At 70.7% G+C, this 14,901-nt stretch carries 5 protein-coding genes; all 5 read right to left on the bottom strand.

The features are described 5' to 3' along the window. Nucleotides 1-32: 32 nt before the first annotated feature. The 5 genes from HUT19_RS39250 to HUT19_RS39230 all read right to left on the bottom strand — a co-directional run bounded on the left by HUT19_RS39250 (nt 33) and on the right by HUT19_RS39230 (nt 14,730). Nucleotides 33-2,162 carry a hypothetical protein gene (locus HUT19_RS39250; protein ID WP_176185835.1) on the bottom strand — a complete coding sequence of 710 codons (2,130 nt, stop codon included), beginning with the start codon at nt 2,160-2,162 and terminating at the stop codon, nt 33-35. Between the two features lie 172 nt (nt 2,163-2,334). After that, complete coding sequence (locus HUT19_RS39245; protein WP_176185833.1) at nt 2,335-2,952, bottom strand: carboxymuconolactone decarboxylase family protein; 618 nt, start codon at nt 2,950-2,952, stop codon at nt 2,335-2,337. A 134-nt stretch (nt 2,953-3,086) separates the two neighbouring features. After that, nucleotides 3,087-7,106: a type I polyketide synthase gene (locus HUT19_RS39240; RefSeq protein ID WP_176185831.1), complete on the bottom strand. Its 4,020-nt coding sequence runs from the start codon at nt 7,104-7,106 to the stop codon at nt 3,087-3,089. Further along, nucleotides 7,103-12,967: a type I polyketide synthase gene (locus HUT19_RS39235; RefSeq protein ID WP_254886047.1), complete on the bottom strand. Its 5,865-nt coding sequence runs from the start codon at nt 12,965-12,967 to the stop codon at nt 7,103-7,105. The genes HUT19_RS39240 and HUT19_RS39235 overlap by 4 nt, the downstream gene beginning before the upstream one ends. Continuing rightward, on the bottom strand, nt 12,964-14,730 hold the full coding sequence (locus HUT19_RS39230; RefSeq protein WP_254886046.1) for a (2,3-dihydroxybenzoyl)adenylate synthase: 1,767 nt from the start codon (nt 14,728-14,730) through the stop codon (nt 12,964-12,966). Before HUT19_RS39230 ends, HUT19_RS39235 begins: the two co-directional genes overlap by 4 nt. Nucleotides 14,731-14,901 lie beyond the last annotated feature (171 nt).

Raw genomic sequence — 14,901 nt, 5'->3', positions numbered from 1 at the left:
AGGAGGACGGACCGCCAGTGTGGGGGCCGGGTTTACGTGGTGCTCGGCGGGGGCGTGGCGAGGGCGTAGGCGATGCCGGCCTCGGGATCCATTTCCGCGCCGGCCGTGCGAGCCGCCTCATACGCCGTATCGCCGATGGCCTCCCGCGCTTGGCGCTCACACCTCTCGCGAGCCGCGACAAGCCACTGCGCACCCGCCTGCTGCCGGCCGACCAGCTGCCAAAGCTGCTGGCCAAGACCGAATAACCGGGCCGCCCGCTCCCCCTCACCCTGAGCCGCCGCGGCCGAGGCAAGCGTATCCACGCCCAGCCCGATCCCGGTGCTGTCCTGCAGCTGCCACCAGATCGCCAGGGAAGCGCGTCCATGTGCGGCCGCCGAGGCGACCTCGCCCCGCCCCAAATCCCCCCACGCCCGCAGCCAGCCGGGCAAGGCCCGCATCCACCGATCACCGCGTTGCTCGCACTCCGCCCACAGTTCCTCGGTCACGGCGGCAGCCTGGTCGAGCTCCGTCTGCTGGATGTGGACGAACGCGCGCATCCCCTGGGTAAGGAGCCAGGCCGCGAGCTGATAGCCGCCGCTGCTGCCGGGGAGGGGTGGCGCCAGCGCCTGGTCAAAGACCACGGCTGCGGCCGCCAGTTCCTCTTTGTGATACAGGCTCGTCCCAATGGGATAGGCGGCGGCGCGCACGCCACCCAGATCGCCCTGCGCCTGGGCCGCCTCTTGGCACACGGTGCCCAGCCGCATGCCCGCCTCACTATCGCCCTGGGAGACGGCGATAGCGGCGCAGGTCCACAGGGCCCGGGTGCGCGCCGGGCCGGGCCGGGAGTCGGCGGCCAGCGCCTGCTCCAGATAGCGGCGTCCCTCCCGCCGAAAGCCGCAGTGCCAAAAGAACCACAGGGCACCAGCCAGTTCCAGCGCGGTGCGGCCGTCCGGCTCGGCCAGGCTGAACTCCAGGGCCGCGCGCAGATTGGCGCGCTCGGCGACCGAGCGCTCATACCAGGCCACCTGGTCCGGGCCGATCCACTCGGCATCCCCCCGCAGGGCAAAAGCCAGGTAGAAGTCGCGGTGCCGGCGCTGGGTCCGTTCCTCCTCGCCCAGCTCGCGCAGCCACTGCCGACCGTACTCACGGACCGTGTCCAGCATGCGGTAGCGCTCCGGCACGGAGTCGGGTCCGGGCGGATCTTCCTGCTCAATGATGATCGACTTGTCCACCATGCCGTAGAGGAGCCGGGGGATCTGCTGGGCCGACAACGGCCCGCCGGAGCACACCTCCTTGGCCGCGTCGGCGTCAAAGCCACCGGTGAACACCGACAGCCTCGCCCACAGCAGCCGCTCCAGAGGCGCGCACAACTCATGACTCCAGCCGATGGCGGTGCGCAGCGTCTGGTGCCGGGGCAGCAGCCCAGCTTCGTTGTCCCCGGTCTCCTGGGCGGTCAGCAGGTCGAAGCGTGCGTGCAGCCGCTGTTCCAGCTCGTCCACGGACAGCTCGGGCAGCCGGGCCGCGGCCAGTTCGATGGCCAGCGGAATGCCCTCCAGGCGCCGGCAGATCCCGGTCACTGCCTCCTCGTTGCTCTCGGTGAGAACGAACCCCGGCATCACGGCTGCCGCCCGCTCGGCGAACAGCACCACTGCGTCACTGGGCCCGCTGTCGCTCCGGGGCACGGCAGGCAGCGGGGCCAACGCCACCTCCCGCTCCCTCGCCAGATCCAGACACTGGCGGCTGGTGGCCAGGATGTGGAGCCCGGGCGCGCTCTCCAGCAGCAGGTCCGCCAGCCGGGCACAGGTGTCGACCAGGTGCTCGCAGGTGTCCAGCACCAGCAGTAGCCGTTTGTCCACCAGCCATTCGATCAGCACCTCCACCACGGGGCGCGCCGTCTGGTCCGCCAGCGGAAGCTTTTCGAAGATCACATGTCCGACCAGCGCCGGGTCCTGCAGCGGGGAGAGCTCCACCAGCCACACCCCGTCGGGGAAGGCCGCCTGATTTTCGCCCGCCGCCCGCAGGGCCAGCCGGGTTTTGCCGACTCCGCCGACTCCGGTCAGTGTCACCAGCCGAGCCTGCTTCAGCTGACCGCTCAGCTGGGCCAACTCGGCCCCGCGCCCCACAAAACTGGTCGTCTCGGCCGGAAGATTCCCCGCCTGTCGACCGCGCCTGATGCTTCCCACGGAAATCCTTCCGCGCCGTTCCAGCATGTCCCAGAGGCCACCCCGGACTGTGGCCGAGACAAGGTCCCGTCGTCAGGGCATGCCGGAGAATGAGTCGGCAATCGTAGTGTTCAGAGATGCCCGGGGAACGGGCGACCACGGCGGTGTGCCGATGCCGCCGCCCACGGGCGTACTAACGAAACGGCGTTGGCCACGATCCCGCCTCGTTTGGCTCTTCCGTAGCCTTGCCCGCCGGAGCCTGGAAACCTTCCACTCCGGGCTCCCGCGCGATGTCGATACTGTTGAGAAGGCCGGCGAGCGTCACATAGTGGCCGACCAGGACGAGAAACTCGATGAGCTTCTTCTCATCCCATCCACGGGCAAGCAGATGCCACGTATCCGGACTGACGCACCGTCGATGAACAAGTTCGTCCACTGCGGTCAGCATGGCCGCATCTTCGGCTGACCAGCCAGGATGCCCTGGGCCCTGTGGAATGCGCGAGATATCCCGCGCTCTCAAACCGCATCGTTTCCCCAGCCTGACATGATGCCCCCACTCGTAATCACTCCGGCACAACCACGCAACACGCAGGATCACCAATTCGCGCTGCCGGTCGTCCATGACTCCGTCGCCCAGTAGCTCCAGACCGAATCGCACGTACCGCACGGCCAATTGAGGGTGTCGCGCCAGGGTGAGAAACACATGCCGTGCTCCGGTCCTCTCACACGCTGAATCAATGACCTCTCTCGTGCCGGATGGAAGCTCCGAGAGACGCGCCATCGTGATACGCGATTCGTTCTCGATACCCATGCTGTCCTCCTGATGGAACGGCCGCTGTGGCCCCGGGGGCCACCGGTGCGAGGCCTTCGCTGGTCGCGCCGCAGTCGCCGATGAGCTGCCCTACCCCGTTTCTGAGATGGGTTGCCGTACCCGTTCCTGATATGTCAGGTCGGCAGCGAAACGAGCCACTCCTCCACGGCTTGCGCTGTCGTCGCGGCCTCTTCCGCCACCATCGAGAAATGGTCGCCCGGTACCTCTCGAAGGGTGTGCGCGCTGGGCCATGTGGCCCGCCAGTCATCCGTCCGCGGTGGCGCTCCCCCGCCCCGGAGAGTGGTGACCCACTGCTGCGGCCGGACGAAGAGGAGCGGCGCGGCGAGTTCCGCCAATGCCAGGTCGGGCATCAGGTCGAAGTACCGCGCCATGGCGGACAGCCGTGCGCGGGCGAACCGGCCGAACAGGGAGGCTTCCCGATCGAACGGGAATGACCGCACGAGCAGGGCCTCCGGGATCTTGCCGGGCGGGTAGCAGTCCAGCAGGACCACTGCCATCGGCGGGACACCTGACTGCTCGAGGTGGCGTGCGGTGGCGTGGGCGAACGCACCGCCGCCGGAGTGGGCGAGGAGCACGAACGGATCTTCGCCGACGGCCCGGCCCACGGTCTGCGCCAGGACCTGAAGCACGGCGTCGGCAGAGATCGGGAGGCTCTCTCCCTCGACGAACCCGGGCAGGGGCAGCCCGTGGATGTCACGCCTGCCACGGAAGTGGGACGCGAGCCGGGCGTGCTGGTGGACACCTCCGGTCAGCGACGGCGTGGAGAGACAGACCAGGCTGGGCTGACGATGGCCACGAGCCAGTTGCACCGGTTCCGGCCCGTGCTCCAGGTCGGCCGACGAGGCGAAGGCCGGGCGCAGCGCGGCGACCGAGCTCAACATAGCCAGGCCAGCACGCGTCTTCCCACGGTGGACGGCCTCGCGGAACAGAGCGCTCAAGGTGTCCTGTTCAGGGGTGCCGGAGCCGCCGGACGATGCCGTCCGCCAGGATGTGTCGCGCGGGTTCGCCGGGGCCTCGTGGCCATGGCCCGGGGTGGCCTGACGGGTGGTCATGTCGACCTGCAGGTGCCGTGCCAGGTCAGCGGGGTTCCGGTATTCGAAGATCGCGGCAACCGGTAGCCGCGCCCCGGTCGCCGCGTTGAGGCTGTTGCTCAGCTCGGTCCCGGTGACAGAGGTGAAACCCGATTCCAGAAAGCCCCGGTTCACCTCGACGTCCTCCGGGCTGCGATGCCCGAGCACCGCGGCGGCATGAGCCCGCACCAGGTCCCGCAGCACACGCTCCTGCTCGGCCGGTGGCAGCACGGCGAGCCGGCGCGCCAGACGTTCACCGTCGGCCTCGGTGGATCCGGTCGCGCCGTCGGCAGCCTGTCGGGCCACCGGGACACCGCCTGCCGACACCGCCGGAGCAGGGTCCGGCCAGAACCGCTGCCGCTGGAAGGCGTACGTCGGGAGGTCCACCTGGCGGCCCCCCGGGCAGAAGGCGGGCCAGTCGGGAGAGGGTCCGCGGACATGGAGGGCGGCGGCCGAGACGAGCAGCCGCTTCAGGTCGCCCTCTCCACGCCGCAGCGTCCCCGCCGTCACGGCCGCCCGGCCGTACTCCGCCATGGTCTCCTCGATGTCCATGGTGAGCACCGGATGCGGGCTGACCTCGACGAAGACCCCGTAGCCCTGTGCGGCCAGTGCGCGCACGGCGGATCGGAACCGGACCTCCTGCCGCAGGTTGGCATACCAGTACGCGGCGTCCAGCCCCGCGGTGTCGCACCAGTCCCCGGTCACGGTGGAGACCATCGGTATCCTCCCCGTGCGCGGTCCGACCGGCGCCAGATCCTCCAGGACCCTTTCGCGCACCGCCCCGACCTGCGTGGAGTGCGACGCATAGTCGACCGGGATCCTGCGCGCCCGGACACCGTCCGCCGCGCACGCGGCGACCACCTCCTCCAGGGCCATCGGCTCGCCCGAAACCACCACGGAACCGGACCCGTTCACCGCGGCCAACGAGACCCGCTCGCCCCACCGCTTCAGCAGGGCAACCGCGTCCTCCCGGCCCAGTCCGACCGAGGCCATCCCGCCCTGCCGCGCGAGCCGTTCGCCGATCGCCCGGCTGCGCAGCGCGACCACCCGCGCCCCGTCCTGAAGCGACAGGGCACCCGCCACCACGGCTGCCGCGATCTCGCCCTGCGAATGTCCCACCACCGCATCCGGACGGACACCGTGTGCCTCCCACACCGCCGCCAGCGCCACCATCACCGCCCACAACGCAGGCTGGACCACGTCCACACGCTCCCACGACGGCGCCCCCGGCCCGCCCTTCAGCACATCCGTCAACGACCAGTCCACGAACGACGAGAGCACACGTTCGCACTCCCCAGCACGCTCGGCGAATACCGGCGAGCCCTCCAGCAGGCCCGCCGCCATACCCGCCCACTGCCCGCCCTGGCCCGGAAAGACCAACGCCGTCTTGCCCGACACGTCGGCCACGCCGGAGACCACGGACGGATCCGGCAGACCCAAGGCCAGCCGCCGCACACCGGTGAGCAACTCCGCACGGTCCTCGCCGACCACCACCGCACGATGTTCCAGCGCCGCACGACACGTGGCCAGGGAGAACCCGATGTCCCCGACGCGCAGCCCGGGACGTGCCTCCACGAACGAGAGCAGACGCTCCGCCTGGGCTCGCAGTCCCGGCGCGCTCCTGGCCGACAGCACCCACGGCACCACCCTGCTCACCGCCCCGGCCGTCTCGGTCCCGTCAGGCTCGCGCGAGTCGGCCTCGTCCGTGGTTTCTGACGCCTGCTCCAGAATCAGATGGGCATTGGTGCCGCTGATACCGAAGGACGACACACCAGCGCGCCGGGGACGGTCCGTGCGCGGCCACCGCACCTCCTCGGACACCAGCTCCACCGCACCCGAGGACCAGTCCACATGCGGCGACGCCACATCCCCGCGCAAAGACCCCGGCACCACCCCATGGCGCATCGCCATCACCATCTTGATCACGCCGGCCACCCCCGCGGCCGCTTGCGTATGCCCCAGATTCGACTTCACCGACCCCAGCCACAACGGACGCCCCCGCTCCCGGCCCTGCCCATACGTGGCCAACAGCGCCTGCGCCTCAATCGGATCCCCCAACACCGTCCCCGTACCATGCCCCTCCACCACATCCACCCCCTCCGGCCCCACCCCTGCACATGCCAGCGCCTGCCGGATCACCCGCTGCTGCGACGGCCCACTCGGCGCCGCCAAACCATTACTCGCCCCGTCCTGATTCACCGCCGACCCCCGCACCAACCCCCACACCCGATGCCCATTCCGCCGCGCGTCCGACAAACGCTCCAACAACACCACCCCCACACCCTCCGCCCAGCCAGTACCATCCGCCGCCGCCGAAAACGGCTTGCACCGCCCATCCCGTGCCAACCCACGCTGCCGCGAGAACTCCACGAACACCGACGGCGTCGCCATCACCGTCACACCACCGGCCAACGCCAATGAGCACTCCCCCGCACGCAACGCCTGACCCGCCAGATGAACCGCCACCAACGACGAGGAACACGCCGTATCCACCGTCACCGCGGGCCCCTCCAACCCCAACGCATACGCCACCCGCCCCGACACCACACTGCCCAGGTTTCCGGTCCCCAGGCCCACGCCGTAGTCGTGATACATGACGCCGGCGAAGACTCCCGTCCGGCTGCCACGCAGCGATGTCGGGTCGATGCCGGCGTGCTCACACACCTCCCAGGCGGTCTCCAGCAGCAGCCGCTGCTGCGGATCCATCGCCACCGCCTCCCGCGGACTGATACCGAAGAACGACGCGTCGAACTCCGCCGCCCCCTGGAGGAACCCGCCCTCACGTACATATGACGTTCCGGGCCGATCCGGATCCGGGTCGTACACGTCATTCAGGTCCCAGCCGCGGTCCGTCGGGAACTCCGAGATCGCGTCCCTTCCTTCGGCCACCAACCGCCACAGATCCTCTGGGGAAGCGACACCGCCGGGGAAACGGCACGCCATGCCGATGATCGCCATCGGCTCGTGAGCATTGGCCTCGGCCTCGCGCAGGCGCTCGCGGGTCAGCTGAAGCTCGGCGGTGGCACGCTTCAGGTAGTTCCGGAGTTTCTCGTTGTCCGTCATCGGCCGCCCGTCTCCTCTCCGTGGTGCGGATGTGCCGCGTTCACGCCGTTCGTGTGTCCGGGCCAGATGCCGATCTCGTTGTCGAGGACATCGAAGAGCTCGTCATCGGTGGCCGATGCGTAGTCCGGGCGCGGCGTCACCTGCTGCCGGTCCCCCTGCGGGTCGCGCCATGCCCGCAGGAGTGCCTCCAGCCGCGCCGTGATCAGGCCGTCCTCGCCATGGTCCAAGGAGAGCGACGACAACGACGACAAAGCCGCTTCGACCCGTTTGATTTCTTCGAACGCCTGCTGGGAAGGGACCACCGGCCCGGGATCAATCTCCGCCGTCAGGTGCCGGGCGAGGACAGCGGGGGTCGGATGGTCGAAGACCACGGTGGCGGGCAGGCGCAGGCCGGTGGCCGCGCCCACCTGGTTGCGCAGTTCCACCGCCATCAGCGAGTCGAAGCCGATGTCCTTGAACGCCCGCTCCGGCTCCACCGACTCCTGGTCGGCGTGCCCGAGTACCGTTGCGGCCTGGAACCTGACCAGGTCGAGCAATAGGCGGTCCCGCTCGGCCGCCGTCACGCCGGCCAGCCGTTCACGCAGCGATGCTCCTTCCGGGGCCTGGTCCGCGGAGGCCGATGGCATGGGACGCCGGGTCAGACCGCGCAGCAGCGGCGGCGCGGCCTCGCCGAGACCGCGCAGCCCGGCGGCGTCCAGCCGGAGGGGAACCACCAGTGCCCGGTCCTGGCTCAGGGCGGCGTCGAAGAGCGCGAGCCCTTCCTCGGCCGAGAGCGTGCCGACGCCCTTCCTGCTGAGCCGGGCGAGATCGGCCTCGTCGAGGCGTCCGGCCATCCCGGACGGTTCGTCCCACAGGCCCCATGCCATCGACGTGGCCGCCAGCCCACGGGCACGGCGGTGCTGGGCCAACGCGTCGAGGCAGGCGTTCGCCGCTGCGTAGTTGGCCTGGCCCGCGGTTCCGAGGATGCCCGCGGCCGACGAGAAGGTCACGAACGCCGACAGGTCCATGTCCTGCGTGAGCTGGTGCAGGTTCCACGCCGCGTCCACCTTCGGCCGCAGCACGGCGTCCACCTGTCGCGGGGTCAGCGATGTGACGACCCCGTCGTCGAGCACACCCGCGGCGTGCACCACGGCGGTCAGCGGATGCTGGGCGGGGATCGCACCGAGCAGTGCGGCCAGCGCGTCCCGGTCCGCGACATCGCAGGCCGCAAACGTGACGTCGGCATCCAGCTCCGCCGTGAGCTCGGCGCTTCCCGGGGCGTCGGCTCCCCGTCTGCCGGCCAGCAGCAGACGGCGTACACCGTGCTCGACCGCCAGATGCCGGGCGACCAGACCGCCCAGACCGCCGCTGCCCCCGGTGATCAGCACGGTTCCCTCCGGATCGAAGCCGGGGAAGCTGCCGCGGTCAGCGTGCGCCATCCGCGCGAGCCGGGGCACGCGCACCGCGCCTGCGCGCACTGCGACCTGCGGTTCGCCGGAGGCCACCACCGCCGCGACCGCCCGGTACGACGCGTCGCTGCCGTCCACGTCCACCAGCACGAACCGGCCGGGGTGTTCCGACTGTGCCGACCGCACCAGACCCCAAACCGCCGCGCCCGCCGGCGCCGGGACATCCTCACCGGATTCGGTGGCCACCGCGCCCTCGGTCACCACCACCAGCCGGGAACAGCCGAACCGCTCATCGGCCAGCCAACTCCGCGCGATGTCGAGAGTCCGCCGCGACACCGAGTGAGCGGCACCGATGGGGTCCTGACCGTCGATCGTGCGATACAGCAACACCACATCGGGCACCGGCGCGCCGGAGGTGATCGCCTCGCCCAGCGCCGCGAGATCGGCGTAGGACTTCACCGGCAGTGCCGGTTGTTGCTCGCCCAGGCCCACCCAGCGGTCCGGGGCCTCCGGGACGGGCGCCGAGGTTCCATGGGTGACTGCCTTCGGCCAGTCCAGCTGGAACAGCGCACCCCTGTGTCCGCCGGTTGCCGCGCGGGCGAGCTGGTCGGGGGAGACCTCTCGCACGGTCAGCGCCCCGATTGCCGCCACCGGCCGGCCGCCGTTGTCCGCCGCGACCACCGACACCGCGTCCGCAGCACCGGCGACCGGGGCGATCCTCACCCGAAGTGCCGACGCACCCGTCGCGTACAAGGCCACCTCGCTCCAGGAGAACGGCAGCCGCACCCGCTGATCCTCAGCGAGCAGCCCGAGCGCGAGCGGGTGCAGCGCGGCGTCCAACAGGGCCGGATGCACCCCGAACGCGTCTGCTGTCACGGCCCCCTCCGGCAGGCCCGCCTCGACGAACACCTCCTCCCCGCGCCGCCATACCGCGCGAAGTCCCCTGAAGGCCGGTCCGTAGCCGTAGCCCAGCCCTGCGAGCCGCTCGTACACGTCGCCCATGTCCACCGCGGCGGCCCCGGCCGGCGGCCACTGGGCCAGGTCGAACGACGGGACCCACCCGCCCACGGCCACCACGCCTGTGGCATGCCGGATCCACCCCTCGCCTGAGGTGTCCCGCGCCGAGGGGCCGTCGTCGGGCCGGGAGTACATGGTCAGCCGCCGGCCGCCGGATCCGTCGCTCCCGCCGACCACGACCTGGAGCTGCACCCCACCGCGTTCCGGCAGTATCAGCGGAGCCTCCAGCGTCAGCTCCTCGACCGTGTCGCAGCCGACGTGGTCTCCGGCGCGCAGCGCCAACTCCACGAATCCCGTCCCCGGGAACAGCACGGCCCCCGTCACCGCGTGGTCGGCCATCCACGGCTGGCTCTCCACCGACAGTCTGCCGGTGAGCACCGCCCCGTCCGTGCCGGCCAGCCCCACCGCAGCGCCGAGCAGCGGATGGTCCACGGCCGCCAGGCCGAGAACGCGCGCGTCCCCCCGCGGTTCTGCCGCGTCCGGCCAGAAGCGCCGTCGCTGGAAGGCGTAGGTCGGCAGGTCCACCCGGCGGCCCCCCGGGCAGAAGGTGCCCCAGTCCAAAGAGAATCCGCGGACATGGAGCGCGGCGGCCGAGACGGACAGCCGCCTCCGGTCACCCTCTCCACGCCGCAGCGTTCCCGTCACCACAGCGGGGCGGCCCAACCCCTCCGCACTCGCCTCGATATCCATGGTGAGCACCGGATGCGGGCTGACCTCGACGAAGGCCGCGTAGCCTCGCGCGGCCAGTGCGCGCACGGCGGATCGGAACCGGACCTCCTGCCGCAGGTTCGTGTACCAGTACCCGGCGTCCAGACCCGTGGTGTCACACCAGTCCCCGGTCACGGTGGAGACCATGGGTATCCTCGCGGCACGCGGCTCGATCGGCGCCAGATCCTCAAGGAGCTGCTCGCCCACCCTCTCGACTGCCGTCGAGTGCGACGGGTAGTCAACCGGGATCCTCCGCGCTCGGACACCCTCCGCCGCGCAGGAGGCGATCAGCTCGTCCAGGGTCTCCGACTCACCCGAGACCACGACGGAGGCGGCCCCGTTCTCCGCGGCCACCGAGACCCGGCCGCCCCAGCGTTCCAAACGGGCGACCGCCTGCTCGCGGCCGAGCCCGACCGAGGCCATCCCGCCCTGTCCCGTGAGCTGTTCGCCGATCACCCGGCTGCGCAGAGCGATCACCCGCGCCCCGTCCTGAAGGGACAGGGCACCCGCCACAACGGCTGCCGCGATCTCGCCCTGCGAATGTCCCACCACCGCATCCGGACGGACACCGTGTGCTTCCCACACCGCCGCCAGCGAGACCATCACCGCCCAAAGCACCGGCTGAACGACGTCCACACGCTCCCACGGCGGCGCCCCCGGCCGACCCCGCAGCACGTCCGTCAACGACCAGTCGACGAACGACGAGAGCGCACCTTCGCACTCCCCGACGCGCTCGGCGAATACCGGCGAGCCCTCCAGCAGGCCCACCGCCATACCCGCCCACTCTCCGCCCTGGCCGGGAAAGACGAACACCGTCTTCCCCGACACGTCGGCGACCCCAGACACGACGGACGGATTCGGCAGGCCGGAGGCCAGCCGCCGCACACCGGCCAGCAGCTCCGCGCGGTCCCGCCCGACCACCACCGAACGGTGTTCCCATGCCGCACGGCACGTGGCCAGGGAGTACCCGATGTCCTCGATACGCAGCTCGGGGCATGCCTGCGCGAATGCCGCCAAGCGCTCCGCCTGGGCTCTCAACCCCGCCGCGCTTCTGGCCGACAGCACCCACGGCACCGCGCCGGTGACATGACCGGGAGCGTCGGCAGCCTGCTCCCGTGTCGGCTCCGCTTCCTCCAGGATCAGATGGGCGTTGGTGCCGCTGATGCCGAAGGACGACACACCAGCGCGCCGGGGGCGATCCGTCCGCGGCCACGGCACCGGCTCGGCCAGCAGCTCCACCGCGCCGGATGACCAATCCACATGCGGCGACGGCGCATCCACATGCAACGACTTCGGCACCCTCCCGTGCCGCATCGCCATCACCATCTTGATCACACCCGCCACACCAGCAGCAGCCTGGGTATGCCCCAGATTCGACTTCACCGACCCCAGCCACAACGGACGGCCCCGCTCCCGGCCCTGCCCATACGTGGCCAACAGCGCCTGCGCCTCAATCGGATCCCCCAACACCGTCCCGGTGCCGTGCCCCTCCACCACATCGACTTCCACCGGCGCCAACCCCGCACGCACCAGCGCCTGCCGGATCACCCGCTGCTGCGACGGCCCACTCGGCGCCGTCAAGCCATTGCTGGCCCCGTCCTGATTGACCGCCGAACCCCGCAACACCGCCCACACCCGATGCCCATTCCGCCGTGCATCCGACAAACGCTCCAACAAGAGCACCCCCACACCCTCCGCCCAGCCGGTGCCATCCGCCGCCGCCGAAAACGGCTTGCACCGCCCATCCGGCGCAAGCCCACGCTGCCGCGAGAACTCCACGAACACCGACGGCGTCGCCATCACCGTCACACCACCGGCCAGCGCAAGCGAGCACTCCCCCGCACGCAACGCCTGACCCGCCAGATGCACCGCCACCAACGACGACGAACACGCCGTATCCACCGTCACCGCGGGCCCCTCCAACCCCAACGCATACGCCACCCGCCCCGACACCACGCTGGCGGCGCTGCCGGTCAGGAGGTAGCCCTCGTGCCCGTGCACGGCTCCGCGCAGACGTGCCGCGTACTCCTGGTACATCACACCGGCGAAGACTCCGGTGGTGCTGCCCCGCAGCGAGGTGGGATCGATACCCGCTCGCTCCAGGGCTTCCCAGGAGGTTTCCAGCAGCAGCCGCTGCTGCGGATCCATCGCCAGCGCCTCCCGCGGACTGATCCCGAAGAACGACGCGTCGAAGTCGGCGGCGTCATGGAGAAAGCCCCCCTCGCGCACATACGACGTCCCCGGCCGGTCCGGATCCAGGTCGTAGAGCGCTCCGGCCTGCCACCCGCGGTCGGTGGGGAAGGCGGTCACGGCGTCCTGCCCCGAGGCGACCAGGTGCCACAGGTCCTCCGGTGATCCGACACCGCCCGGAAACCGGCAGCTCATCGACACGATGGCGATCGGTTCGTCGGTGGGGTCCACCTCCGGGGCGGACGCCGCGGCGCTCGGCGCCCGTTCGCCCAGCAGCCCGGCCAGCAGGAACTCGGCGACATCTGCCGGGGTCGGGTGGTCGAACACCAAGGTCGCCGGCAGGTTCAGCCCGGTGAGTGCGGTCAGCCGGTCGCGTAACTCCACCGCGGTCAGCGAGTCGAACCCGAGATCCTCGAAGGTCAGCTCCGGCTGCACCGTGTCCAAGGACGCGCACTCCAGAACGGCGGCCGCGTTTGTACGGACCAGATCCAACACCGCCTGGTGCTGCTCGCGCCGGGGCAACCCGGCCAGCCGCCGCAGGTCCTGGGTGGTGTTCAACTCCGCTCCCTCCGTGCCTTGCACCGGCCCGAGGTCTCGGTGCCGGCCGGTTCGTCGGTCATCTGGTCGGCCCGGTGCGTCAGCGCTCTCGACACCATGCCGGGGGTGTCCGCCCGTTCGGCCCGCTCGGCCTCCACCCGGCGGGCGATCTCCTCGCGCAACGCGGCCTTGTCGACCTTCCCCACGCCCTTCATCGGGAGCGCGTCAAGCAGTTCCACCCGCGCCGGCAGTTTGAATGGGGATAGACCTCGCCGCGTCAGGTAACGACGGATGACGGGCAGCCCGGGGCGCTGTCCGTCGGTGGGCACCACGTACAGGCACACCGCCTCTCCGTACATCCGGTGCGGCATGGCGACCGCCGCCGCATCGCGCACGCCCGGGTGATCGCGAACCAGGTCCTCCAGCTCGTCGGCCGCGATCTTCTCCCCGCCGCGGTTGATCACGTCCTTGATCCGCCCGGAGACCACGTAGTTGCCGGACGGATGCAGCCGGACCAGATCCCCGGTCCGGTAGAAGCCATCGGGCGTGAATGCCCGTTCGTTGGCCGCGGGGTCGGCCCAGTAGCCGGTGATGACGCTCGGTCCCCGGGTGATCAGCTCGCCGACGCCTTCCCGCGTCGGCTCTCCGTCGTCGCCGATCACCAGGAGTTCGTCGCCGGGTGAGGACGGCCGGCCCTGGGTCTCCCGTACCACTGCGTCGGGGTCGTCGAGGCGGGTGAAGTTGAGCAGACCCTCGCTCATGCCATACACCTGCTGCACCCGGCAGCCAAGCCGTGTCTGGATCCGGTCGGCAGTCACCGGGTCCAGGCGCGCCCCGCCGACCTGCAGCACCCGGAGGCTGGACATGTCGTGCGCCGCTGCTTCGGGGGCCACCGACCACTGCCCGGCCAGCGCCGGCACCAGGGCGCAGTGCGTGACCCTCTCCCGTTCGACCAGGCCGAACGCCTGCCCGGGATCGCCTGGGTCCGCGAACACGACGGTGCCGCCCGCGGCGAGCGTGCCGAGGATCCCGGGATGGCCGAAGACGAAGCTGTGCTCGACCGGCATCAGTGCGAGGTAGACCGACTCGGCGGACAGCCCGGAGACCGCGCTCGCGCAGCGGATCACATGGCCGAGGGCCTCGTGCGAACGCGGGATCGCTTTGGGCGGCCCGGTGGTCCCGCTGGAGAGCAGGAACAAGGCGATGTCGCGGGGGTCGCCAGGCGGAGGGCCGTCGTCCGCAACCTCACCACCCGGCTCGAAGCACAACCCTTCCAGGTCAATGTGCCCGGACCGGTCGTGGCCGGTGACCAGCAACAGCCGGACGTCCGGGTGACGGTCCCGCAGGCCCTCGGCCATCGCCAGGTGGTCGAAGCGCTGGAAGCGTGCGGGGACCGCCAGGGCGACCGGCCGGGTGACCGCCAGGACATGGTCGAGTTCATGCTCCCGCAGCATGGGGATGGCCAGCACCGGCAACGCGCCCAGGCGGATGAGCGCCAGCACCAGCACCAAGAACTCCGGATCGTTCGGGAGCTGTACGAGCACCCGGTCCCTCGGGATGATGCCGATGCGCGACAGCCGTCGCGCCGACCGGTCCACCGCGGCGGCCAGCTCCGCGTGGGTCAGTCGGCGCCGACCCGAGACGACGGCACACTTGTCCGGCTGTGCGGAAGGGTGCCGTAGCACCAGGTCGTCGAGTCGCTCGGGCAGCCACCAGCCACGTTGCCGGTACTGCTCGGCGCGCTCCGCAAGGAGCTCCGGAGGCGACGTGACCCACCGATTCACAGACGGTTCCCTCACATTGAACCCCCGTCCTCACCCAATTTCGGAAAGAGTTTGTCTTCATTCGCCATGCGTTGAAGAACCCTCGCTTCTTTGGAGTTTCGAAACCAGCAGCCGCCCGTAAACGGGACCTCCGGACCGGATGTGCAGCGCTGCACCAGAGTCGCCCGACCA

Source organism: Streptomyces sp. NA02950 (genome assembly GCF_013364155.1).
GTDB lineage: Bacteria > Actinomycetota > Actinomycetes > Streptomycetales > Streptomycetaceae > Streptomyces.
The sequence above is the reverse complement of the archived record's forward strand: the minus strand, read 5'-3'. Positions and strand labels throughout refer to the sequence as shown.